Raw genomic sequence first — 24,367 nt, 5'->3', positions numbered from 1 at the left:
TCTTGCTTCTTCCTATAACGAAGAATTTCTTCATTTCTTATAATTATTTTAAAATAATAGCTATTTTTGCACTCCTTAAAACAAATATAATATGAACCATTACGAAACTGTTTTCATCTTGAATCCCGTTCTATCTGATGTTCAGATAGAGGAAACAGTTAAGAAATTTGAAGATTTCTTAATTAAGAATGGAGCCAAAATGGTAGCCAAAGAGAATTGGGGCCTAAAAAAATTGGCTTATCCCATCCAAAACAAAAAAAGTGGGTTTTACCACTTGTTCGAATTCACTAATTCCGGTGAGGTAGTTTTGCCTTACGAACAGGAGTTTAGAAGAGACGAGCGTGTGATGCGCTTTTTGACCGTTAAATTGGACAAACATGCCATCGCATGGGCAGAAAAGAGAAGAACAAGAAACAAAACCGCTAAAGCTTAAGAATTATGGCAACATTACAACAACAAGCAAAAGGTAAAAAGGATGGGGAGATAAGATATCTAACCCCGTTGAACATTGAAACCAACACAAAGAAGAAGTATTGCAGGTTTAAAAAGTCTGGTATTAAATATGTAGACTATAAAGACCCCGATTTCTTAATGAAGTTGGTGAACGAACAGGGTAAACTATTGCCTAGAAGACTTACAGGTACTTCATTAAAGTATCAGAGGAAAGTGGCTCAGGCCGTAAAGAGAGCTCGTCATTTGGCTTTAATGCCATACGTTGGTGATTTATTAAAATAAAAGAAAAGAATCATGGAGCTTATATTAAAGAAAGACGTAGAGAACTTAGGTTTTAAAGACGATGTGGTAAACGTTAAAAACGGATACGGTAGAAATTACCTTATTCCTAACGGTTTGGCCGCTATGGCCACAGCATCGGCTAAAAAGGTGTTGGCCGAGAACCTAAAACAAAGAGCACATAAAGAAAAGAAAATTGTAGATGCTGCGAATAAGACTGCTGATGCTTTGAAAGCATTGGAGATGAAAATTACCGCAAAAACAGGAGCTGGCGATAAGTTGTTTGGTTCTGTTACTACAATTGATTTAGCTGCAGCCTTAGAAAAAGAAGGACACTCAATCGATAAGAAATTCATCAACATACAAGGTGGTTCTGTGAAAAGGACTGGACCATACAATGCACAGATTCGCTTGCATAGGGATGTTGTTGTAGATTTCCCTTTTGAGGTAATCGCAGAGCAAAAATAATTATTACAGAAAATAAGTTTATAGACCTTTCAGTTTTCTGAAGGGTCTATTTTTTTGATGTCCTATGAAATACACGAGACTCACAAAAGAGCAATTGGAAGAACTTCACCCAGAATTCATAAATTTCTTAGCTACACAATCTATTACCAGTGACGAATGGTCTAAGATCAAGACCGAAACTCCAAGGGTAGCTGAAGATGAACTTGATGTGTTCAGTGACTTGATTTGGGAAGGGGTCTTGAGTAAAGTGGCCTATCTGGAAAATATTTCTGCGCAACAGATGAACCTGTTTTTCTTAACGGATAAGGAAATGAAGTTGATTGCTGTTAAGGTAATGAACCCAAAAATTGACCTAACCACTAAAGTCGGGTTTAATTGGTTCAAGAAGAACTGGCAATCCGATTTCGTTGAATATCTAACCGCATCCAAAGCTTACACGGAGGATAAAAACTTGGATAAATTTAAGCTGATTCAACAAGGAGGCATAATTACCAAGGGAGAACTGTACCGATGGTTCGAAAAAATGATAGAAGTCTCCTAAATACTCAAATAATACGCTTTAATCCTCCAGGTTTATCTAATGAGTAATAACCTCTTTTGAGTAGACCTAAAAAGAGTTTTTAAAAAGCCCGACTTGTCCCCAACCGCTAAAGAATTATCTTTGTTTAAGAACTAAGTAACCAAATGGCACAAAAACCATCTATTCCAAAAGGAACCCGGGATTTTTCCCCTTCTGAAATCGCAAAAAGAAATTATATATCGGATGTCATAAAAAGTCATTTCGAAACTTTTGGTTTCCAGCCTATAGAAACTCCTTCCTTTGAAAACTCCGAGACTCTTATGGGAAAATACGGGGATGAAGGTGACCGTTTGATTTTCAAGATTTTGAATTCGGGCGATTTTATTAGTAAGGTGGATGATTATACCTATAGTTCCAAAGATTCCAAATCACTTGGCCCGAAGATAACCGAAAAAGCCCTGCGCTACGACCTTACCGTACCCTTTGCCCGTTATGTGGTTATGCATCAAAACGAACTGGATTTTCCATTTAAGCGTTATCAGATTCAACCGGTTTGGCGAGCAGATAGGCCACAAAAGGGCCGTTTTCGAGAGTTTTTTCAATGTGATGCGGATGTCGTAGGTTCGGATTCGCTTTTACAGGAAGTGGAACTGATACAGCTCTACGATGCGGTTTTCACCGATTTACAACTGGAAAGTGTTACGATTAAACTGAATAACCGAAAAGTCCTAGCTGGTATTTCCGAAGTCATTGGAGCCAAACATTTGCTGGTTGATTTTACCGTTGCTTTGGATAAATTGGATAAAATAGGGGAAGAGGGGGTTAAAAAGGAAATGTTGTCCAAAGGTATTTCTGAGGCTGCCATTCAAAAAGCTTCGCCCTTGTTTTCTTTAGGCGGTAGCAATACGGACCAATTACTGACCTTGGAAAATATGCTCGAGCAGTCCGAAGAAGGGAATAAGGGTGTTGAGGAGCTCCGATTTATACTGGAAACCATCACGTCATTAGGCTTACAGTCCGCAAAGTTGACTATTGATGTTACCTTGGCCAGAGGTCTAAACTATTACACGGGGGCTATCTTTGAGGTTTCGGCGCCAGATGGTGTCGCCATGGGTTCCATTGGGGGAGGCGGTCGTTATGATGATCTTACCGGAATTTTTGGCTTAAAGGATGTAAGCGGGGTTGGAATTTCCTTTGGATTGGACCGCATCTATTTGGTGTTAGAGGAACTTGGTCTCTTCCCGGAGTCCGTGGATAAATCGTTGGACGTCCTCTGTCTGAACTTTGGAACTAAAGAAGGCCTTGCAGCACTCAAACTAACCACGGTATTAAGAAAGGCTGGTATTAAGGCCGATTTGTACCCATCGGATGCCAAAATTCAAAAACAATTCAAGTATGCCAATAATAGGAACGTCCCTTATGTAATCCTTCTGGGAGAAGAGGAGTTGAAAGAACAGTCCTTTGTAGTGAAAGATATGGCCAGTGGTACGCAAAAGACCTATTCCTTGAATGCTGTTCAAGATTTTATAGCTAACCTATAGCCGTCCTAATAGTTCTTATTATAGTATTATAGTAGTGAGTATCGTGCGGTACGTATTTATCCGTTTTGATATCGGCCAAGACCTCCTTCTCGAATTTATCGATATCGATTAAAACTAAGTTCTCAACCTCGCTGTCCTGCTTCCGAAGTTTTAATAGTGGAATTTTCAGCTCAGAAATATAGGTATGATGGAATTCACGATCAATCAGATGCTGGCTATGTTGTTGAATGGATTTAAATATGCCTATTTTCTCCAGTCGTCCGATTTTTATGTCAAGTCCGATTTCTTCCTTCACCTCACGAATGGCGGCAAGTTCAATAGCTTCTCCCGCTCCTACGTGTCCGGCAACTGAAACATCCCATAATAAGGGGTGTGTGTCTTTATTTTTTCCCCGTTGCTGGATGAGTATCTCACCGTTCGCGGTGTAGAACCAAATATGGACCGTAGGATGAAAAAGTCCCATGCGATGTGCATAGGACTTGAGTTTTTTTCTCCAGTAAATTTCCCTTCGGCGTTTAGAATATCTATAATTTCATCCATCGGGTTTGCTGATTATTGTCTCCCAGAAGAAGTCTAGTCGAAATAACTAAAAGTTTCTCCCTCTTTAATGTTCAAAAGCGTTTCATAAATCAATCGAATCACATTTTCTACATCATCCTGGTGTACCATCTCCACGGTTGTATGCATATAGCGTAATGGAAGAGAAATGAGTGCAGAAGCCACACCGCCGTTGCTATAAGCAAAGGCATCTGTATCCGTACCAGTTGCCCTGGACGCCGCCATGCGCTGAAAAGGTATTTTATTATTTTCTGCGGTCTCAATAATACGTTCCCGTAGTTTATTTTGAACTGCAGGAGCGTATGAAATCACTGGTCCAGCACCTATTTCCGTATGACCCTGGGTTTTCTTCTCAATCATTGGCGTGGTGGTATCGTGGCAAACATCGGTGATAATCGCGACGTTAGGCTTAATCGTTTGTGTGATCATTTCGGCACCACGTAGTCCAATCTCTTCTTGAACGGAATTCGTTATATAAAGTCCAAAAGGTAATTTCTTTTTGTTCTCATGTAATAGCCGGGCTACCTCGGCAATCATAAATCCACCAGCTCGGTTATCTATCGCCCTACAAACAAATTTATCTTTATTGAGTACATGAAAGGTATCAGGATAAGTAATGACACAACCTACATGAACCCCTAGCTTTTCTACGGCCTTCTTATCCTTGGCCCCTACATCGATACATATGTTATCCAACTTTGGGGCTCGCTCTTCCTTATTGTCACCTTTTCGGGTATGTATTGCCGGCCACCCGAACACACCTTTTACGATTCCTTTCTTGGTGTGGATATTCACCCATTTCGAGGTAGCTATTTGATGGTCGCTACCGCCGTTACGAATTACGTAAATCAATCCATTATCCGTAATGTAATTGACATACCATGAAATTTCATCGGAATGTCCTTCTATGACTACCTTATATTTCGCATCAGGATTTATAACACCTACGGCGGTACCATAAGTATCCGTAATAAAAGTATCCACGTACGGTTTTAGATAGTTCATCCATAACTTTTGCCCTTCCCATTCATAACCGGTAGGGGCTGCATTGTTCAGGTATTTTTCAAAAAAATCCAAGGACTTTTTGGTAATAATTTTCTTCTCAGCCATTAACATAAATTTATGCTACAAACTTAGCAATAATCATGTGTATTTAAATACTATACCTTTTAATTATCCTTAATTTTGGCAGGACTTTTGCAAATTATCAGTACATGCGAGGTATATTTTCAATTTTGGCGATGCTATTGGTCCTTGTTTCGACGAGAGCCCAAGTAGAGGAACAACCTTTAGATTCGGTGTCGGAAAAGCTCATCATCATTGCGGGGGATTCCATAATGCGAGGCTCTATTGCTTTGGAGGAGGCCTATATTTTTGGGAGATTAAAATTTAACTCTTACGACGACAAATTACGCTATTATATCCTGAGGCGTAAAACCCATAAAGTGTATCCGTATGCAAAATTGGCAGCAGAGCGTTTGGTATCCTTGAACGATAGTTTAAAATATATCAAGAAAAAAGACATCGTAAAAGATATACAAAAAAGGTGCAGAAGTATATAGAAGAGGAGTTTTCCGAGGAATTAAAAAAATTAACGCGGACAGAAGGACAAATTCTTGTAAAACTAATCTACAGGCAAACGGGGACCACCGCGTTTGATTTGGTTAAAGAACTTAGAAGCGGATGGCGTGCCTTTTGGTACAATACGACCGCAAGACTCTTTAAAATAAGTATTAAGGAGGAGTTTCATCCCGACCAAATCGAGGAGGATTATTTAATCGAGGATATTCTTCAACGTGCTTTTGCTAGCGGCAAATTAGAGCGCCAAGAAACGGTACTCGACTACAACTACGACGACTTGTACAACAAATGGAAACGAACTGATAAAAAGGAATGATTATTTCTTTTTACTGAAAAGTGAATTCATAATGGTGTGGATTCCTTTAAACCCCATGCCTATGGCCGCTATGCCCAAAATAAGCCCAATTATTAGCACAGGCCAGTATAGCGGATGTTCTTCATTTTTAAAGGCCTGCCAAATGATAATGGGAGCCATAAACATAAGTGCTACCGTGTAGGCTAATTGCTTCAAACCCCTTACGAGTAAATCCTTGTCCGTATTCATTCTATAGTCAATCTATTTTTATGCTCCTGAACTATGGCAAAATAACCTAGCGCAAAAATATCGGGTTGTGCTACATTGTCAAAGGTGTCTATGTTGTCCAAGTCGGTTACATCTATGAAGTTCCCCCGGACCGTAGCAACAGGAGTTTCAAAAATTCCAAAGGTCCCTTCCGACTGTTCGATTAATAGATCCATATAATTATAAAATCTCCTGTCAGCTCCCAAGATACTAACTTCTATGGCCGTTCCTTGTTCTAATTCTTTTTCATAAAAGTAGGAAAAGCTATATACCTGATTCTTATAAAACTGGTCATCCGTGGTAAGGTATTCTCCAAAACCAAAATCAAAGACGTAAAAATTATCTTGATCTTCAATATCCTTGAAAGCGATTATTATTTCTGTCTCCTCTTCATCAAATAAAGTATTGGAACCTTGAGTAAGAGAGTCTATTGGAGGTGCTGTGGAAAAGAAAGTTTGTGCCAAATACACGGCGTCTTCATGTTCTATATACAGCGAAAAGCGGATGTTCTCTTGAAAAAGGGAATTTGGTATAGGGTCAACCGTATTGTAAACCCCAAAATTATTAGCGATATCCTCAAACTCAATAGCACCCGTTTCACGAATTAAATCGTCTTCTATCTCTTCGTAAATGATAATGATGTTATCTAATTTGGTCAACGGTACGGTACCAAAAAACCCATCTGTTAGGCTAACTTCTATGGCCACTGGCGTTGAAGTTTCATTCATGTCTACACGGATAAGCGCATCGATAATTAATCTCGGTTCTTCAGAAGGAATTTCTACCTCAATGACATCTTCGCAACCAATTAGCGCTAAAAGGAGGATAAGTAAGAAAAACCTATTTCTATGTCGTAAGTACATTTATTCAATGGTTATGGTCTCTTTAAATTCCTGCACGACCGCAAAATATCCAAGGGCGAAGTTGTCATTTTCTCCTACGTTGTCAAAAACCTCCATGTTGTCTATATCAGTAACATTGATAATATTCCCCCTTACCGTAGCGGCTGGTGTTTGAAATGGTCCTTGATCGCCGCCGGATTGCACTATCAGTTGATTCATGTAGTTATAAAATGGTTCATCCACGCCCAGAATACTGATTTCTAATGTTCTTCCTGCTTCGATTCCGTCATCATAGAAATAGGAAAATTCAAACGTCTGTCCTTGATAAAATTCGTCCTCGGTTACCAAATACTCATCAAAATCAAAATCGAATAAATAAAAATCGTCGCGATCTGCATTATCCGTAAAGGATACCTTTATTTCGGTCTCATCCCCAGTAAATAGTGTACCATCACCTTGTTCAAGATCATCAATAGGTACAGAAGGCACAAATCTCGTGGATGCAAGGTAACGTTCTTCCCCGTATTCAATATTTAAGAATAGATTGCCAGAAGTAAAAAAAGATGTGTTCTTCGAGCCTTGAAAAACTCCTGGTTCAGTTTCCCTGAAAATAATAAAGTTTTGGTCCAATGGACTCGTAGGTTCGTAATCCAAATTCTGAATAATCATTTGATCGACATCTGCAACGTCATTACTATCAAAAAAAGAACTGCTCAAACCGACTTTTATAGTTGCCGTGGTAACGGCTACAGAGGTATCTAGTCTTATTAAAGCATCTACAGTTAATCTTGGAGGTTCGGAAGGTGCATCTACTTCAATGACGTCCTCACAAGAAAAAAGTGATAACACGATTATCAGAAAAAAGTATATCCTTTTCATCTTCTAAAATTTAAAGTTGTAGGTAACAGCAGGAACTATTCCGAAAATAGAAGTCCTAATGGCTTCATTTACCCCTGTATCTTGGTTTCTCCTAAAGTTAATCGAGGCGGCATTTCTTCTATTATAGAGATTATATACGCTAAAAACCCATTCTCCCTTTACCTTTCTGGTTTCATTCTTTTTCGGGGTCAGTGTCGCAGAAATATCTATACGATGGTAATCTGGCAAACGTTGTTGGTTTCTAAGGCCATAATAAGGAACGGTTAATCCTTGGAATTCAAATTGTCCTATTGGATAGTTCGTGGGTTGTCCCGTCTGGTAAACGAAATTGGTGTTGAAGCTCCATTTGTTGTTCAGGTCATAACTTGCAAAAACAGAAACATCATGTGTTTTATCATAGGGCGTATTGTACCACTCTCCAAAGTTGATGCCGCTTTCCAAATTACTTCGGCCATTATCTACAAAAGGTGCCCTGCCTGGGGTCCTTTGTTCAGATTTAGAAAGGGTATAAGCTAACCACCCCTGAAATTTACCCTCGTTTTTTCTAAGTAGAAATTCCAATCCGTAAGCCCGTGCTTCTCCGTTGAGTATAACCTGTTCAATAGCATTGTTGGCTATTAGATTGGCACCGTCTATGTAATCTATCCGATTCTGTATATCCTTGTAAAAAACTTCACTTTCAACCGTATAATCACCTCCTTTAATATTCCTGAAATAGCCAAAAGCGTACTGGTCCAAGATTTGGGGTTTTACAAAAGGCCCGCTTGGGGTCCAGACATCTAAAGGGGTAGGGGAGCTCGTGTTGGAAAGTAGATGCAGGTATTGGGCCAAACGTGTGTAACTCGCTTTAACAGAACTATTATCGTTAATGGTATAGGCTGCCGAAACGCGTGGTTCAAAGTTATTAAAAGAGGCCAGACTACCGCCTCTTCCTGGCGTTGATACACTAATGGGGTCCGCCTCCTGATAAACTAATAGAAAAGGGTCAAATAATACTGGATTATCATTTAGATATACGTTCAGTTCATCTTGCCCTAATCGGTTGAAATAACTAAACCTAAGGCCATAACCGAGGCTTAAATTATCCGTTACTTTCTGTTCTATATCAATGTAGGCCGCAAATTCATTGGCATATTTTTGAATCAGCTGTTCTTCCAATATGCCCGAATCCGCATTTGAGGGTTCTATTTTTCCTGGGTTAAATTGATAATAGATGTTATTAATACCGTAATTGATTTGTAGCTTATCATTGAGATAATGCTTTAAATCATACTTGACGTTGAAATTTCGAATACCAGAATTCCAATTGAATCCAACAAAATCTAATTTTAAACCGTAATAGTAATCGGAATATATCAGCGACAGGTTCGAGAATAGTTTATCCGAGAACAAATGATTCCATCTAAAATTACCTACGGCATTGCCATAGGTATTCACGAAGCTTTCACTAATGCCAAAGACGTCGCGTCCAAAGTATCCGGAAAGGAAAATATTATTGTTGGGATTTATCTTATAGTTCAATTTTGTATTTAAATCGTAGAAGTATGCGGTATTATCAACATCAAATAGCGGGAGAAATAGATGGGCATAAGATGCCCTCCCACCAATTAGGAATGCAGCTTTATCTTTTTTAATGGGGCCTTCTACCAACAATCGACTCGCAACAGCCCCAATTCCACCATTGATTTTTAATTCCTTACTATTCCCTTCTTTTTGAAAGATATCCAAGACGGAAGAAACTCGTCCCCCGTAGCGGGCCGGGATTCCACCTTTGTATAATTTAATGTCCTTTATGGCATCCGGGTTGAAAACCGAGAAAAAACCGAATAGGTGTGAGGAGTTAAAAATGGTCGCCTCGTCCAGAAGAATCAGGTTTTGATCAACTGCTCCACCACGAACATTAAACCCTGATGCTCCTTCCCCTGCGTTCGTTACGCCGGGTAATAAAAGAATGGATTTTATAACGTCGGCTTCCCCAAGAATAACAGGTATTTTCTTTATGGTTTCTACGGATAAAGTATTTACGCTCATTTGCGGCTTACGTATATCCATTCGCTCTACATTTTCCGTAACCACAACTTCTTCCAGTTCCTCAGCTTCCTCGTCTAACTGAAAGTCGATTTTGATGTTTTGGTTTAGCACGACAGTCTTACTCACGTCCTTAAAACCTAAATAAGTCACCACAATTTGATATTCCCCTTCTGGAAGTGTAATGGAGTAGAAGCCGTATTCATTTGTAGTAACCCCTGTATTTAGCTCAGGGAATACAAGTGTTACACCAATTAAAGTTTCATTACTCGCCGTTTCGGTAACGGTACCGCTTATCGTATATTTTTGCTGGGCTTGACTAAAAACACTGAAACATAATAAAAAGAGTAGGGGTAATGCATTCCTAAACCCATTCATAGTAACTTTTTTTATAAAAATAATGAGAAATAGAACATATATCTAATGCTCCATGCCTTTAATAACAAAAAAAAGACCTTCTTTAAAGAAGGTCTTTTTTTATCATTGAATTATTTTATATTGAATCTAAAATTTCATTAAAAGAAGTACTTGGCCGCATTGCTTTCTCAACTAAGTGGGGCTTAGGCTTATAATACCCACCAATATCCTGCGGACTTCCCTGGGCATCCAGCAATTCAGATAGAATTTGATGTTCCTTATTTTCAATTGCCGTGCTGATTCTAGAAAAAGTATTTTTAAGGTCTTCATCCCGTGATTGCTCTGACAAGGCCTCGGCCCAATACTTAGCCAAGTAAAAATGACTTCCTCGGGTATCCAATTCCTTGACTTTTCTGGATGGGGATTTATCGTTATCCAAAAATTTCTCCGTAGCGGTGTCTAATGCATCTCCTAAAACCTTTGCTTTAGCATTATTATTTTTTTCCCCATAAAACTCAAGGGAAACCCCAAGTGCTAAAAACTCTCCTAAAGAATCCCATCTTAAATGACCTTCTTCTAAAAATTGCTCCACATGTTTAGGTGCCGAACCGCCTGCTCCAGTTTCAAACAACCCTCCGCCATTCATCAATGGAACTATGGAAAGCATTTTGGCACTGGTGCCTACTTCTAGGATTGGAAAGAGATCCGTAAGGTAATCCCTTAATACATTTCCTGAAACAGAAATGGTGTCCTCACCCTTTTTCAGACGCGCCAATGTAAAAGTAGTCGCTTCAATTGGCGACATAATATGAATATCCAAACCTGCGGTATCCTGGTTTGGCAAATAGGTATTAATTTTTTTGATCAATTCAGCGTCATGGGCTCTATTTTCATCTAACCAAAACACGGCCGGCACGTTGGTAGCTCTTGCACGGGATACGGCAAGTTTTACCCAATCCCTTATAGGAGCGTCTTTCACCTGGCACATGCGCCAAATATCTCCTTTCTCGACTTGATGCTGTAGAAGTGTTCTTCCAGTATCGATATCCATTACTTCGACACTTCCGGGTGACGAAATTTCAAAAGTCTTGTCATGAGACCCATACTCTTCGGCCTTTTGTGCCATAAGCCCAACATTTGGAACTGTACCCATGGTGGTTGGGTCAAAGGCACCGTGCTTTTTGCAAAAATCAATTGTAGCTGAGTAAATTCCGGCATAGCTACTATCTGGAATAACTGCTTTGGTATCTTGTGATTTTCCTTCAGCGTTCCACATTTGACCTGAATTCCGAATCATAGCCGGCATTGAGGCATCGATTATAATATCACTAGGAACGTGAAGGTTGGTAATACCTTTATCCGAATTTACCATGGCAAGGTCGGGACCATTATCCAATACGGTATTGATATCTTGTACGATTGGAGACTTTTTATCTTCTGATAATTTCTCCAATTTCGCATAAAGTACCTCCAGTCCGTCATTTGGATTAACACCAAGTTGCTCAAACGTGTCTGAATACTTCTCAAAGACCGGTTTCAAAAATGTTTCTACTACGTGTCCGAAAATTATGGGGTCGGATACCTTCATCATTGTGGCCTTCAGATGCACCGAAAAAAGAACATTCTTCTCCTTTGCGTCTTTTACTTGTTCCTTTAAAAATTGGAGTAAAGCGCTCTTGCTCATAACCGTAGCATCGATTATTTCACCAGCCTGAAGCACTATTTTATCTTTGAGCACAACTTCTTCGGTACCGGTACGCAACAGAATTTTAACAGAACACGGCTTATCTATGGTCAGCGACTTTTCGTTGGAATTGAAATCACCTTCTGACATCGTCGCCACGTGAGTTTTGGAATTTGAATCCCAAGCTCCCATGCTATGTGGGTTCTTTTTAGCATAGTTTTTTACTGCCCTTGGCGCCCTACGGTCAGAATTACCCTCTCTAAGAACTGGGTTTACGGCACTACCTTTTATTTTATCATACCTACCCTTAATCTCCTTTTCCTTCTCATTACTTGGTTCATCGGGATAGTTGGGCAGCTTGTAGCCTTTACCTTGAAGCTCAGTTATTGCCTCCTTTAGTTGCGGTACGGAAGCACTTATGTTGGGTAGCTTGATTATGTTCGCCTCCGGTAATTTTGCCATTTCTCCCAATTCGTCTAAATCGTTGGAGATTATTTGGTTGGATTCTAAGAAATCGGGAAACGCGGCAATGATTCTTCCCGCCAAGGATATATCTTTTGTTTCAATCTCAATTCCAGAAGTTTTGGTAAAAGCTTTTACGATAGGTAAAAACGAGGAAGTAGCCAATGCCGGTGCCTCGTCAGTCTTAGTATAAAATATTTTAGACATTAATGTTGGTTTTGTTTCAAGCGGAGCAAATATACAATTTTATCTAGGCTTGCGGAGGCGTATAGGGTCGAATATTTAGGTACTTTCTATATAACAAAAGCCATATCATTGTACGAGTACATTGATATGGCTTTTTAGAATTAGTTTACAGACATGTTGTTTTAACTTTGGGGTTAAAACTGCAACCATTGATTGCCTCTGCGTCACTATTTCAACGTTTGAGATATGTTTCGTTCTTCGGTATTGAACCAAGCAACTACTTCATATTTCTTTTTGTTGTCTTAACGAGTTCATAACTTGAAATTTCTCGTGGGAGTCCTCTCAAAAAACAAACCATCCTTAATAAAATTCAAAAGCGACAGCCTTCGAGTTTATTAATCGCTCCAATAAATTTCTAACCATTTAAGTTATAGACCTATTTTAGCTAAACAACAACATAAAGAACGTAAACTCTATGGTGATTTCGATTGACATCCTTAACGATGCTTCATCTTAAACACATTTAAATGTAGGAATAAAAACTGACACCTTCAAATTTTTGCAACAAATTTATAGTCAACAACTTATAAACCATAGTTATTCACATTTGTTCACAAAAAAGGGCTGATGTACATCAGCCCTTTTGATTTTCTTTGGAATGGTATTTGTTAAGACCTTACTTCTTTTATTCTTGCCTTCTTACCAGTTAAACCTCTAAAGTAATAGATACGTGATCTACGTACTTTACCTTTTTTATTGACTTCTATTTTTTGAAACGCGGGTAAATTAACGGGAAAGATTCTTTCTACGCCAACTGTTCCAGACATTTTTCGGATAGTGAAAGTTTCAGTGGATCCAGTGCCTCTTCGCTGGATTACAACTCCTTTAAAAAACTGTGTACGTGTTTTTTCACCTTCCTTAATTTCATAATAAACGGTAATCGTATCCCCAGCTGAAAATTTAGGAAATTCTTTTTTGGCTACGAATTCGTCCTGTACATACTTAATTAATGATTCCATGTCATTATTATATTGGAATTAAATCAAACTAACATTCACGATTATCGTCAGAGGTTAATTTAACAGAGTGCAAAAATAGTTTTAAAATTAAAACCTACAAGTATTTATAGGGGATTTTTATAGGAGTTGACTTGTTTTTTGATACTATAGTAAATCTGGACGCAATCTTTCAGTCCGCTCTTGGGCCTTTTCCTCTCTCCATGCCTCAATTTTTCCGAAATTACCGCTGAGGAGTACATCGGGCACTTTCATTCCCTTATATTCTGACGGCCTAGTATATACAGGCGGCGCTAAAAGCCCATCCTGAAAGGTGTCCGTAAGGGCGGAAGTCTCATCGTTCAGCACCCCCGGCAATAAACGTATTATGGTATCACATAATACCGCGGCGCCCAATTCCCCGCCCGAAAGTACATAGTCCCCAATTGAAATTTCCCTAGTAATAAAAGCATCCCTTACTCTTTGATCCACTCCTTTATAGTGACCACAGAGAATAATTATATTTTTTAAAAGTGATAGACTATTGGCCGTTTGTTGATTTAAGGTCTCACCATCCGGAGTCATATAGATGATTTCGTCATAATCTCTCTCCGAAGTAAGTTTTGAGATACATTTATCAATTGGTTCAATCATTAAGACCATACCGGCCCCTCCGCCAAACTGGTAATCGTCGACCTGATTGTAACTCTTGTCCGTATAATCCCTAATGTTATGGAAATGTACTTCTACGAGTTCCTTTTCAATAGCTCTCTTGAGAATGGAGGCATCAAACGGACTTTTAAGTAGCTCAGGTAGAACAGTTATGATATCAATGCGCATTTTTATAGGGCAAGAGGATTATTCTGCTGACCAAAAATAATGAAAACAATGTGAATCTTTTTTCCAATCCAACCTTTCATACAACTTCTGGGCGGGATTGTCCACCGCCGTCTCCAATGCAAGTCCTTTGTAACCGTTTGCTATACAGTAGGATTTTGATTTTTCTAACAGGGCTTGGCCAACTTTCTTTTTTCGGTATTCCTCACTTACAAAAAGGTCGTTAAGGATAAGGCTCTTTTGTAAGGAAACTGAAGAAAATGTAAAATAAAGCTGTACAAACCCCACAGGCAAGTCATTTTCATAGGCAAGAAAAATTATAGATTCTTCTTTTGATAATCTGTCTTCCAAAAATTTCAGCGCTTTCTCCAAATTTGACTCTTGACCGTAGAACATACGATAAGAATCGAATAAGGGAGCAATGTCCCGAAGATGACCTAAATCTGCTTTTTTAATAATTATCATTATATATTAAAAAAAAGCTCCTAAAAGGAGCTTTAAATTATTTTGATTTTTTTTGACGGTTCAATTCGTCCTGAAGTTGCCTGCTAATTTTTTGTTCCCGTTCCAAAGCCCTTCTTCTATGGTCTTCGTATTCCACTTCCAATTCCGAAAGGTTTTGTTTGGCTTCCTGTGTTAAAATATTGCTGTTTCTAAACTTATAGATAAATGCCCCTAGAAGTACGAACAACCCTGCAATAATAGTCCATAGGATAAAATTATAGGTGCCTTTAGATACTTGAATCCCAAGAAAGGACATGCTGTCCTTTTCTTCGGTTACCGCCGCAAGATTGGTGGTAGTCTCATCCAGTTTTTTATTGAGGGAGCTTATTGTAGTTTCATGTCCGGCAATCGTTGCCTTTAGTTCGCCGGTTTTCTTATTCATTTCCGCAATGGAATCCAACACATTTTTCCTTAATTTATAAAGATTGGATTCTTTAACTACTTCATAACGAACCCCATCTGCCCTGTAGTTACCAGACCTCCTAGCAATGTAATCAAATTGGCTACTTATAGGTCCCTCATCTAGGGACAACTTTTCTGTATCGTTCGATTCTTGTGCATACTGGAGGTTTACTGCTAGTAGGAGCATCAGTACAAATAGTATTTTGGAAATTTTCATGTAAATAAAATTGCTGTTAAAAATGATTTAGAGCAGACTAAAGTAATTTAATATTGTCAATTTATAAAAAAAAAGGCCTAAAGGTTATCCTGCTTTATAAACCTACGTAAAAACAACGGATATGGATTTTATTTCATTACCTTAATAGTAGGTATATCTACGAACCTTAGAGATATACTTCGCCAACCGAATTACCTGATGCGAATAACCGTATTCGTTATCATACCAGATGTAGAGAATAATGTTTTTACCGCTTGCCGTAACTATCGTAGCCTTACTGTCATAGATGGCCGGAGCAGAAGTCCCAATGATGTCGGTAGATACCAACTCTTTACTCATTGAATATTTAATTTGCTCCACCAAATCTCCTTCCAGAGCGTATTTTTTCAATATTGTATTAATGCCACTGAGGGAGGTTTTATTTTTAACCTCTAGATTTAAAATTGCCAACGAACCATTTGGTACGGGAACACGAATAGCATTGGAACTCAGTTTTCCCTTCAACGAAGGAAGCGCTTTAGCGACTGCCTCACCTGCACCAGTTTCGGTGATAACCATATTGAGTCCGGCTGCCCTACCTCTCCTATACTTTCCGTGCATATTGTCCACTAAGTTTTGATCATTGGTATAGGCGTGTATCGTTTCTAAATGACCTTTCTTAATTCCTAGGGAATCATCAATAACCTTTAAAACAGGGGTTATCGCGTTGGTGGTACAAGATGCTGCTGAGAAAATTTTGGTCTTATCCGGATCATATTCCAAATGATTTACACCATGAACAATATTAGGTATTTCCTTCCCAGGCGCTGTCAATAGTACATGGCTTGCTCCTTTTGCCTTAAGATGTCTAGAAAGTTGTGTCCTGTCTCTAAAAGCTCCGGTATTATCAATAATCAGTGCATTAGAAATACCGAATATTGAATAGTCTATTTCCTCGGGAGTTTCAGCACTTATAACATGAACGGTAGTGCCATTAATGATAAGTGCATTATTCTCAGCATCCACCGCAACAGTTCCCATAAAATTACCATGAACGGAATCTGTTCTTAATAGGCTGGCCCTTTTTTCAAGTATTTCCAGATTCGATTCACCTCTAAGAACAATTGCCCTTAAGCGCAATTGATTGCCCTTACCGGTCTTGGACATAAGCTCTCTGGCTAAAAGGCGACCAATTCTACCAAAGCCGTAAAGCACTACATCCTTAGGTTCTATACTATCGGTTTTTTCCGCCCCCTTCAATTTGTCAATTACAAAGGCCTTTACGTTGTTAAAATGATTATCATCGGAGTGATATTCATAGGTCAATTTTCCAATATCTAATTTGGAAGGAGGTAATTTGATATCGTTGATAGCACGAAGAATTTCAACAGAATCAAAAATAGAAATTGGTTTTTGCACAAATTCTCCAGCATATTCATGCAGTTGAATTATATCACTAACATTTTTATCTATTACTTGGTTTTTAAATATGACTATTTCAATTGACTTGTCATACCAAAGGTCACTGGTTATTTTAATGAATTCGGTTGTTGCTTTTCTTCTATCGGCTTGGAAGGCCAATTCCTTTTCGTAGGATACTTTTTGAGTCATAACTGGAAATAGGTTGAATTTTTTGCAAAATTACTAATTTCAAACGTTTTCGTTGATTTTTTGACAAAAAAGAGGCGCTACAAAATGTAGCGCCTCTTTTAATTTCTTCATATCATTTATTGGAAAATAAGTCGCTCCTTTTCTCCATCCTCATTAAGCATAGTGATTACGGTTTTACCATACCTTGTGATCGCTCCAAAGGCATTTTTGGCGTCCGTAATATCCTTAATTACCACGTCATCCACTTGAACGATCACCTTTCCATCAAGCCCATAGCCTCTATAACGTTCAGGAACACCGGTAATTTTTACCCCGACTTTAGTTTTGAACTTTTTCTTGTCTTCATCGGAAAGATTTTTCACTTCCATGCCCATTTCAGGAACAACGATGGTCTGTCTTTCCATTAGTGTAACGGAAACAATTACATCCTCACTGCCCCTATTAATCATCACTTCAACAATATCGCCAGGTCTTTTCGTGGACAAATAACCCGTTAAATCTGGATATTTTCTTATTTTAATATCGTCGATCATTTTGATAATATCGCCTTCCCGTAATTTTGCTTCCGCAGCTCCGGTGCCTTCTTCCACACCAGAAACATATACCCCCTCGATTTCGTTCAAACCTTTCTCTATCGCATATGGAGTATTTACGGGAGCAACGCTGATACCCAATATTCCCTTCTGTACGTTTCCATACTCCAAAATGTCATCTATGACCTTTTTGGCGATGTTGCTGGGTACTGCAAAGGAATAACCCACATAAGAACCGGTCCGGGAGGATATGGCCGTATTTATGCCAATAAGATCGCCATTTGTATTGACCAATGCTCCACCAGAATTTCCTGGATTTACAGCCGCATCGGTTTGTATAAAGGATTGGTTAGATCTGGTGTCCAAACTTCTTGCCTTGGCACTTACGATACCAGCGGTAACCGTAGAGGTAAGGTTAAAGGGATTTCCGACCGCTAGAACCCATTCGCCTATTTTGGTATTATCAGAATCTCCAAAGGCCAAGTAAGGTAATTTATCGTCCGCATCTATTTTTATCAATGCAATATCAGAATTTGGATCACTGCCAATCAACTCCGCTTCATAGGTTCTGTTATTATTCAGGGTTACTTGTAGCTGATTCGCATTGGCGATCACATGATTGTTGGTAACAATATACCCGTCCTGCGAAATAATGACGCCAGAACCTGTACCTACTTGAGGGGCGGTAGCACCGCCACCGGAACCATAGATGAAATCGAATATTGAATTAGAGCTTCTGCCAGTAGTAACGTTTTTAACATGGACCACGGCATTAACCGTGTTTTCTGCAGCTAATGTAAAGTCCACTTCATTTATTCCAGCTCCTTTTGCCGATGTCGGCGTAAAACTTGTATTAATAATACTGCTGTCAGGTTCTGTGGATATTACCGCATATTTATCATTTTCAAAAAAAAGTTTATAAGCTCCCAAGGTAATTGCTCCCGCAAATACCGAAACCAATAATAGGCTTCCAATTCTCTTCATAATTCTTTATGTTTTTAACTTATTTGATGTAAAATTAACAGATTTCGCTGCTCTTTTTTTGAGTTTAACGACTTTTTAACTGCCAAGAAACCCTTAATAAAATACTATCTTTGTTCATTAGATTGCACCATGAATACTACATTTTATAAATATCAAGGAACGGGCAATGATTTCGTAATTATTGATAACCGTTCAAACACATTTCCCAAAAATGATACCAATTTGGTGGCATCGTTGTGTAATCGGAAATTTGGTATCGGTGCAGACGGATTATTGCTGTTGGAAAATGACAAATTGACAGATTTTCGAATGGTGTATTACAATGCCGACGGAAAAGAAGGGAGTATGTGTGGCAATGGTGGACGGTGTATAGTGGCTTTTGCCAATTTTTTAGGCATTATTGCCGTAAAAACTACTTTCATTGCCGTGGATGGCCTGCATGAAGCATCAATCAAGGGTGCAACGGTCAGCTTGAAAATGAGGGACGTGGATGAGATTAAAAGTAAGCCAAACGCCCTGTTCTTGGATACAGGTTCTCCCCATCATATTCAGCTGGTTGATAATCTGTCCGACTACAATGTGGTTAAAGAAGGTGCTAGATTGCGATATGGGATATACGGCGAAGCGGGAAGCAATATTAACTTTGTTTATGAACAAGGTCCCAATGCGTTTTCTATTCGAACCTATGAGCGCGGAGTCGAGAATGAAACACTTTCCTGTGGAACGGGGGTGACGGCGGTTGCACTTGCCATGCATAGTTTGGGAAAAACCAAATCAAACGAAGTAAGTGTTAACACACTCGGTGGGGAATTGAGTGTCCAATTCGAATATGCCAATGAAAAGTATTCCGAAATTTATCTTATTGGGGAGGCCAAACAGGTATTTAAAGGTGATATCTCATGGTGACTTTAAAAAGCGATAAAATCTATCTAAGGGCCTTGGAGCCAGAGGACTTGGAATTTCTGTACCAGTTGGAAAATAATATGGACGTATGGGAGATTAGTGGTACCGTAACTCCCTATTCTAAAAATGTGCTTCAGTTTTATTTAGAAAATGCCCATAGGGACATCTATGATGTAAAACAACTTCGTCTGGTTATATGTAGTCAGGATAAGGAACCTTTGGGATTGATTGATTTGTTCGATTTTGACCCGAAGAACAAACGGGCAGGTTTAGGCATAGTGATCGTTGATGAAAAGAACAGGAATAAAGGCATTGGAGCAGAATCAATTGCACTTTTATGCAATTATGCATTTGAGGTATTAGACCTAAAACAGCTGTATGCCAATATATTAGAGGAAAACCGGGGAAGTATTCATTTGTTCGAAAAGATGGGTTTTAAATCGGTTGGGGTCAAGAAAGACTGGATATTCTCGAACGGACAATATAAAAACGAAATCTTATTTCAAAAACTGAACAACTAATGTACATCAAACGCATTTTATTGGCAATTGCCTTAATTGGACTTATCGCAGGGGGTATTTTCGCTTATATGGTCTATGGCACTTTTTTTAATCCGAACACCAATTTTAATAATAAAGAAGCTTTTGTCTACATTCCTTCCTCAGCATCATTTGAAGAAGTTACCCAGCTACTAGAACCATTACTATTAGATTTGGATGCCTTCGCTTCCGCAGCGGAAAGAAAGGGTTATGCACAGAATGTAAAAGGCGGCAAATACCGCATTACCAGGGGAATGAACAATAATGAAATTATCAATTCCTTGAGAAGTTCCAATATACCCGTAAAAGTTTCATTTAATAATCAAGAGCGGGTAGAGGACTTGGCGGGTAGGATTGCAGAACAAATAGAAGCGGATAGTGCGAGTCTTTTAAAGGCTTTTAAAGATACCGAGTTTTTAAAATCCAATGGGTTCAATATGGAAAATCAATTATCGTTGTATATCCCCAACAGTTATGAGTTCTTCTGGAATACGAACGCCGAAGACTTTAGAAATCGGATGTTGAAGGAGTATAAGCGTTTTTGGAACGAGGATAGGATTGCCAAAAGTAAAGCCCTCGGAATGGAGCCTAATGAAGTTGTTGCCTTGGCATCCATAGTACACAAGGAAACGGCCAAGGTAGAGGAGCGACCAAAAGTAGCAGGCCTGTACTTGAACAGAATAAAAAGTGGAATGCTGTTACAGGCAGACCCAACGGTGATTTATTCCATCAAGAAAGAAACCGGAAATTTTGATACTATAATTAAACGGGTGCTGTATAAAGACTTGGAATCAGAATCACCTTACAACACATACAAATATCCTGGTGTACCCCCTGGCCCTATTACCATGCCCGATATTAGCGCTGTGGATGCCGTCTTGAACCCGGAAAAACACAATTATTATTACATGGTTGCCAATGTAGAAAATTTTGGATATCACATGTTTGCTGAAGATATGGCGCAACACAACCGAAATAAAGTGCAGTACATCCGATGGATTAATGCTCAGAAAATAAATAGATAACTCAATAGTCGGAATTTTAAGACATGTTAACTAAAATCGGATATTTTTAACAAATCCTTGCCAAACTCCTATAATTTCCCCTCTAACTTTGCCCTTGTAATTTAAGCGAGCGCTTTTTTGCTGTAAGTCTTAAGAAAAATAAGGTATGAGAAAATGGATATTAATTTATTTTCCCCTTATCGTGATTTTTGTTCTATACGGCTTTAGTCCTTTCCAGAAGAATGTGAAAGTCCCTGAATCCCTGAGAACAAATGAACCTACTGCGGTTTTATTTCCCCAAAATGAAACGCTATTGAACAATTTAGAAATTACTCCACCATTTTTAGGGAGTGAGTACGTTGGTTTTAAGGAGGCTCTAGCCTTTAAGGAATCTCAAGGAAATTATTTTGCCATCAATACATATGGGTATCTTGGCAAATATCAGTTCGGTATAAATACTTTGGAACTCGTTGGTGTTTACAATGGCCCTAAATTTTTAAATGATCCCATATTACAAGAAAAGGTGTTCAACGTAAACATATCTCGAAACAAGTGGATCTTAAGAAGGGATATAAAGCGATTTGTTGGGAAGCACATTAAGGGTGCCGAAATAACGGAATCTGGAATTTTAGCAGCGGCCCATCTGGCCGGTCCCGGAAATGTGCAAGCGTATTTGAGGTCCTTTGGAAAGACAGATGTAATGGATGGTTACGGTACTTCAATTGCCAATTACATTAAAAAGTTTTCAGGATATGATATATCCATGATTCCGGCTGAAAAGAATCCTCGAATTTAAAATATGAATTAAAAATCAAAATGGGAAACCTTGGCTTGATTGCCAAGGTTTTTTTATGCCTGGATGATAAAGATTGTGGGTCTCTTATGTAAATCTACTACAACATTTTTCCATGATGCCGCGGTCTCCGTATGAATGAATTCGGAAGTTAAAGTAATGTCTGAAGCTACGCAGACTAATGTATTTCCTGCCAATGTTCGCTGCAGTTCCTCTAATAATTTATTATTGCGATACGGTGTTTCTATAAAAATTTGGGATTGCCGCTCCTCTCGTGATCTTTTCTCTAATCGCTTAATTTCTTTTTTCCTTTCAGAACTATCAATAGGTAAATAACCGTTAAAGGCAAAATTCTGCCCGTTCAAACCGCTGGCCATCAAGGCCAGTAGGATAGAAGACGGCCCAACCAGAGGTACCACCTGTATTTGTTTTTCATGGGCAATTTTTACCACTGCCGCTCCAGGGTCGGCAACACCGGGACAACCTGCTTCCGATAAGATTCCAACATCAAATCCGTTAAAACAGGGGTCCAGAAAACTTGGTATTTCAGATGCATCGGTAAATTTGTTAAGTGCAAAAAGCTGTAAGGATGGTTGTGATTTTCTTGGACTTATTTTTTTTATAAAATGTCGTGCTGTTTTTTCGTTTTCTACAACATAGTAATCAATACTTTCTATGGCGCGCTTTATGGATATGGGCAATACTTCCAAAGGTGGACTATCTCCCAAAGTAGAGGGTATTAAATAAAGTTTTCCTTTTGATGTTTTACTCGCCATAGTGTTTTCTAAAGTTCCTTTGCAATACGATTACAAGCATCGTTTATGAGCTGATATACATGTTCAAAACCATCTTCACCCCCATAATAGGGGTCTGGCACTTCATTTATAATGGCATCCCCATTGCTTAGCAATAAACGGACTTTTTTTGCTTGTTCCTTAGAGCGACTCACTCCTATGATATTCTCATAGTTGCTCTTGTCCATAGAGAAAATCATGTCAAAATCCTCTAGGTCTTGAGCCTTAAGCTTTCTACAAACTTGATTGCTTATGTCCAGACCATGTTTTTTAGCTACTGCAATAGACCTCTTGTCCGGTGCCTTTCCCACATGATACCCAGCAGTACCGGCAGAATCTACAAATACATGACTCAAATCAATTTTGCTTTTAAGCACGCCTTCGGCTAACGGTGACCTACAGATGTTTCCAAGGCATACCATTAGCACTTTCGTCTTCATGTAGGATTTAGGAGAATTTTTTGGTAAGGTCGTCTATATACTTTCGGAATTGTTTATCCGTTTCGGCAAGGTTGTCAACTGTCTTGCATGCATGTAGGACAGTTGCATGGTCTCTTTTACCAATTTGCGACCCAATACTGGCCAAAGAGGCCTTTGTAAATTTTTTGGCAAAGAACATTGCTAATTGGCGCGCTTGTACGATATGTCTTTTCCTAGTCTTTGATTGTAGGGTGGCCACATCCATTTCAAAGTAATCGGATACTACTTTTTGAATATAGTCGATGGAAACTTCACGTTTCGTGTTTTTCACAAACTTCTCTACCACTTGTTGAGCGAGTTCCAAAGTAACTTCGCGTTTGTTTAAGGTGGATTGTGCTATTAGGGAAATAATGGCCCCTTCCAGCTCTCTTATATTCGTTTTGATATGTTTTGCTACATATTCTACAATGTCATCCGGTATCTCAACGCCGTCCCTATACAATTTGTTATTAAGGATGGATATCCTTGTCTCATAATCCGGACTTTGCAGTTCTGCGGACAATCCCCACTTAAAACGGGACAATAAACGCTGTTCAATATCCTGCATGTCTACCGGTGCTTTGTCCGATGTAAGGACGACTTGCTTACCGTTTTGATGCAGGTGGTTGAAAATATGGAAAAACACATCCTGTGTTCCGGATTTACCGGAAAGAAATTGAACGTCATCAATAATAAGAACATCTATGAGTTGATAAAAATGAATGAAATCATTTCTGGTGTTCTTCTTAACTGATTCAATATACTGCTGCGTAAATTTTTCAGCGGATATATACAGAACAGTACGTTCCGGGTACTTATCCTTTATTTCTACCCCAATGGCATGTGCCAAATGGGTTTTCCCCAATCCTACTCCTCCAAAAACCAATAACGGGTTAAAGGATGTGCCTCCAGGTTTGTTGGCTACGGCCATACCGGCAGATCGGGCCAACCTGTTGGAATCACCTTCCAAGAAATTGTCAAAGTTATAATTGGGGTTTAACTGCGATTCTATTTTAATGTTACGTATTCCCGGAATAACGAAAGGATTCCTCAGTTCAGGATTTTTGGATTTAATGGGAACGTCCATTTCTTGGGGGCTCATCGTGCCTCTATTTGAACTTGGTATTTTTTCGGTAAAAGGTTCTTTGTTACCGTAAGTGTTCTCCATGCGGATGATATAAACCAATTTCGCGGATTCTCCAAGTTCTTTGGTCAAGGCAACTTTTAAAAGTTTTACGTAATGTTCTTCGAGCCACTCGTAGAAAAATTTGCTGGGCACCTGAATGCTTAAAGCATTGTCCGTTAACTTGATGGGCTTAATAGGTTCAAACCATGTTTTGAATGCCTGCGGTTGGATATTATCCTTGATAAATATCAAACAGTTTTTCCAAACGGAATTTGCAGTAACACTCAT

Annotated in this window: 25 protein-coding genes and 1 pseudogene; 10 read left to right on the top strand and 16 right to left on the bottom strand. The window is 39.0% G+C overall.

What is annotated here, in order from left to right:
- The first annotated feature begins 91 nt into the window (after positions 1–91).
- The 5 genes from rpsF to hisS all read left to right on the top strand — a co-directional run bounded on the left by rpsF (position 92) and on the right by hisS (position 3,261).
- Entirely contained in the window at positions 92–433 is a 342-nt protein-coding gene (rpsF, locus tag N8A89_RS00130; protein ID WP_281540412.1) for a 30S ribosomal protein S6, read from the top strand.
- A 5-nt stretch (positions 434–438) separates the two neighbouring features.
- Positions 439–735 (top strand): 30S ribosomal protein S18, encoded by a 297-nt coding sequence (gene rpsR, locus N8A89_RS00125; protein ID WP_072990975.1) that lies wholly within the window; start codon positions 439–441, stop codon positions 733–735.
- Between the two features lie 12 nt (positions 736–747).
- The gene (gene rplI / locus N8A89_RS00120; protein ID WP_281540411.1) at positions 748–1,200 is read left to right on the top strand and encodes a 50S ribosomal protein L9; all 453 of its coding nucleotides are present in this window, start codon (positions 748–750) and stop codon (positions 1,198–1,200) included.
- 64 nt (positions 1,201–1,264) lie between these two features.
- Positions 1,265–1,741: a DUF6495 family protein gene (locus N8A89_RS00115; RefSeq protein WP_281540410.1), complete on the top strand. Its 477-nt coding sequence runs from the start codon at positions 1,265–1,267 to the stop codon at positions 1,739–1,741.
- 143 nt (positions 1,742–1,884) lie between these two features.
- The gene (hisS, locus tag N8A89_RS00110) at positions 1,885–3,261 is read left to right on the top strand and encodes a histidine--tRNA ligase (RefSeq protein ID WP_281540409.1); all 1,377 of its coding nucleotides are present in this window, start codon (positions 1,885–1,887) and stop codon (positions 3,259–3,261) included.
- Here the strand turns inward: hisS and N8A89_RS00105 are convergent.
- A complete protein-coding gene (locus tag N8A89_RS00105) occupies positions 3,251–3,724 on the bottom strand; it encodes an NUDIX hydrolase (protein WP_347343943.1) in 474 nt (157 codons plus the stop codon). The genes hisS and N8A89_RS00105 overlap by 11 nt on opposite strands.
- Before the next feature lie 110 nt (positions 3,725–3,834).
- Entirely contained in the window at positions 3,835–4,929 is a 1,095-nt protein-coding gene (locus tag N8A89_RS00100; protein WP_281540408.1) for a M42 family metallopeptidase, read from the bottom strand.
- 245 nt (positions 4,930–5,174) lie between these two features.
- Between N8A89_RS00100 and N8A89_RS00095 the strand changes: the two are divergent.
- Positions 5,175–5,716, top strand: a pseudogene (locus N8A89_RS00095) (DUF4294 domain-containing protein).
- Here the strand turns inward: N8A89_RS00095 and N8A89_RS00090 are convergent.
- The 11 genes from N8A89_RS00090 to N8A89_RS00040 form a co-directional block, all read right to left on the bottom strand.
- Complete coding sequence (locus tag N8A89_RS00090; protein ID WP_281540407.1) at positions 5,717–5,944, bottom strand: DUF6095 family protein; 228 nt, start codon at positions 5,942–5,944, stop codon at positions 5,717–5,719.
- The gene (locus N8A89_RS00085; RefSeq protein ID WP_281540406.1) at positions 5,941–6,825 is read right to left on the bottom strand and encodes a DUF4249 family protein; all 885 of its coding nucleotides are present in this window, start codon (positions 6,823–6,825) and stop codon (positions 5,941–5,943) included. The genes N8A89_RS00090 and N8A89_RS00085 overlap by 4 nt, the downstream gene beginning before the upstream one ends.
- Positions 6,826–7,683 carry a DUF4249 family protein gene (locus tag N8A89_RS00080; RefSeq protein ID WP_281540405.1) on the bottom strand — a complete coding sequence of 286 codons (858 nt, stop codon included), beginning with the start codon at positions 7,681–7,683 and terminating at the stop codon, positions 6,826–6,828.
- Positions 7,684–7,686: 3 nt separating this feature from the next.
- A complete protein-coding gene (locus N8A89_RS00075) occupies positions 7,687–10,089 on the bottom strand; it encodes a TonB-dependent receptor (protein WP_281540404.1) in 2,403 nt (800 codons plus the stop codon).
- Positions 10,090–10,204: 115 nt separating this feature from the next.
- The gene (locus tag N8A89_RS00070) at positions 10,205–12,421 is read right to left on the bottom strand and encodes an NADP-dependent isocitrate dehydrogenase (protein WP_281540403.1); all 2,217 of its coding nucleotides are present in this window, start codon (positions 12,419–12,421) and stop codon (positions 10,205–10,207) included.
- A gap of 647 nt (positions 12,422–13,068) precedes the next feature.
- Entirely contained in the window at positions 13,069–13,419 is a 351-nt protein-coding gene (gene rplS / locus N8A89_RS00065) for a 50S ribosomal protein L19 (protein ID WP_281540402.1), read from the bottom strand.
- Between the two features lie 144 nt (positions 13,420–13,563).
- Positions 13,564–14,235: a tRNA (guanosine(37)-N1)-methyltransferase TrmD gene (gene trmD, locus N8A89_RS00060; RefSeq protein WP_281540401.1), complete on the bottom strand. Its 672-nt coding sequence runs from the start codon at positions 14,233–14,235 to the stop codon at positions 13,564–13,566.
- An 18-nt stretch (positions 14,236–14,253) separates the two neighbouring features.
- Positions 14,254–14,697, bottom strand: coding sequence for a GNAT family N-acetyltransferase (locus N8A89_RS00055; protein WP_281540400.1), 444 nt, complete (start codon positions 14,695–14,697; stop codon positions 14,254–14,256).
- A gap of 37 nt (positions 14,698–14,734) precedes the next feature.
- Positions 14,735–15,325, bottom strand: coding sequence for a tRNA (guanine-N1)-methyltransferase (locus N8A89_RS00050; RefSeq protein WP_347343942.1), 591 nt, complete (start codon positions 15,323–15,325; stop codon positions 14,735–14,737).
- 171 nt (positions 15,326–15,496) lie between these two features.
- Positions 15,497–16,945: a glyceraldehyde-3-phosphate dehydrogenase gene (locus N8A89_RS00045; RefSeq protein ID WP_281540398.1), complete on the bottom strand. Its 1,449-nt coding sequence runs from the start codon at positions 16,943–16,945 to the stop codon at positions 15,497–15,499.
- Positions 16,946–17,061: 116 nt separating this feature from the next.
- Complete coding sequence (locus N8A89_RS00040; RefSeq protein WP_289644692.1) at positions 17,062–18,462, bottom strand: S1C family serine protease; 1,401 nt, start codon at positions 18,460–18,462, stop codon at positions 17,062–17,064.
- Between the two features lie 129 nt (positions 18,463–18,591).
- Here N8A89_RS00040 and dapF point away from each other — a divergent pair, with 129 nt between their 5' ends.
- From dapF to N8A89_RS00020, 4 genes are all read left to right on the top strand, one after another.
- Complete coding sequence (gene dapF / locus N8A89_RS00035) at positions 18,592–19,368, top strand: diaminopimelate epimerase (protein ID WP_281540397.1); 777 nt, start codon at positions 18,592–18,594, stop codon at positions 19,366–19,368.
- Positions 19,362–19,886 (top strand): GNAT family N-acetyltransferase, encoded by a 525-nt coding sequence (locus N8A89_RS00030; RefSeq protein ID WP_281540396.1) that lies wholly within the window; start codon positions 19,362–19,364, stop codon positions 19,884–19,886. The genes dapF and N8A89_RS00030 overlap by 7 nt, the downstream gene beginning before the upstream one ends.
- Complete coding sequence (mltG, locus tag N8A89_RS00025; RefSeq protein ID WP_281540395.1) at positions 19,886–20,929, top strand: endolytic transglycosylase MltG; 1,044 nt, start codon at positions 19,886–19,888, stop codon at positions 20,927–20,929. Before N8A89_RS00030 ends, mltG begins: the two co-directional genes overlap by 1 nt.
- Positions 20,930–21,074: 145 nt before the next feature.
- Positions 21,075–21,704 (top strand): hypothetical protein, encoded by a 630-nt coding sequence (locus N8A89_RS00020; RefSeq protein ID WP_281540394.1) that lies wholly within the window; start codon positions 21,075–21,077, stop codon positions 21,702–21,704.
- Between the two features lie 53 nt (positions 21,705–21,757).
- Here N8A89_RS00020 and N8A89_RS00015 read toward each other — a convergent pair whose 3' ends face one another.
- Genes N8A89_RS00015 through dnaA form a run of 3 tightly spaced genes read right to left on the bottom strand, consistent with a single transcriptional unit; the run spans position 21,758 to position 24,367 of the window.
- The gene (locus N8A89_RS00015) at positions 21,758–22,477 is read right to left on the bottom strand and encodes an SAM-dependent methyltransferase (protein WP_289644691.1); all 720 of its coding nucleotides are present in this window, start codon (positions 22,475–22,477) and stop codon (positions 21,758–21,760) included.
- A gap of 8 nt (positions 22,478–22,485) precedes the next feature.
- Entirely contained in the window at positions 22,486–22,935 is a 450-nt protein-coding gene (locus tag N8A89_RS00010; RefSeq protein WP_281540393.1) for a low molecular weight protein-tyrosine-phosphatase, read from the bottom strand.
- 7 nt (positions 22,936–22,942) lie between these two features.
- Positions 22,943–24,367 carry a chromosomal replication initiator protein DnaA gene (dnaA, locus tag N8A89_RS00005; RefSeq protein ID WP_281540392.1) on the bottom strand — a complete coding sequence of 475 codons (1,425 nt, stop codon included), beginning with the start codon at positions 24,365–24,367 and terminating at the stop codon, positions 22,943–22,945.

This window comes from Maribacter aestuarii, assembly GCF_027474845.2.
Classification (GTDB): Bacteria; Bacteroidota; Bacteroidia; order Flavobacteriales; family Flavobacteriaceae; genus Maribacter; species Maribacter aestuarii.
The sequence above is the reverse complement of the archived record's forward strand: the minus strand, read 5'-3'. Positions and strand labels throughout refer to the sequence as shown.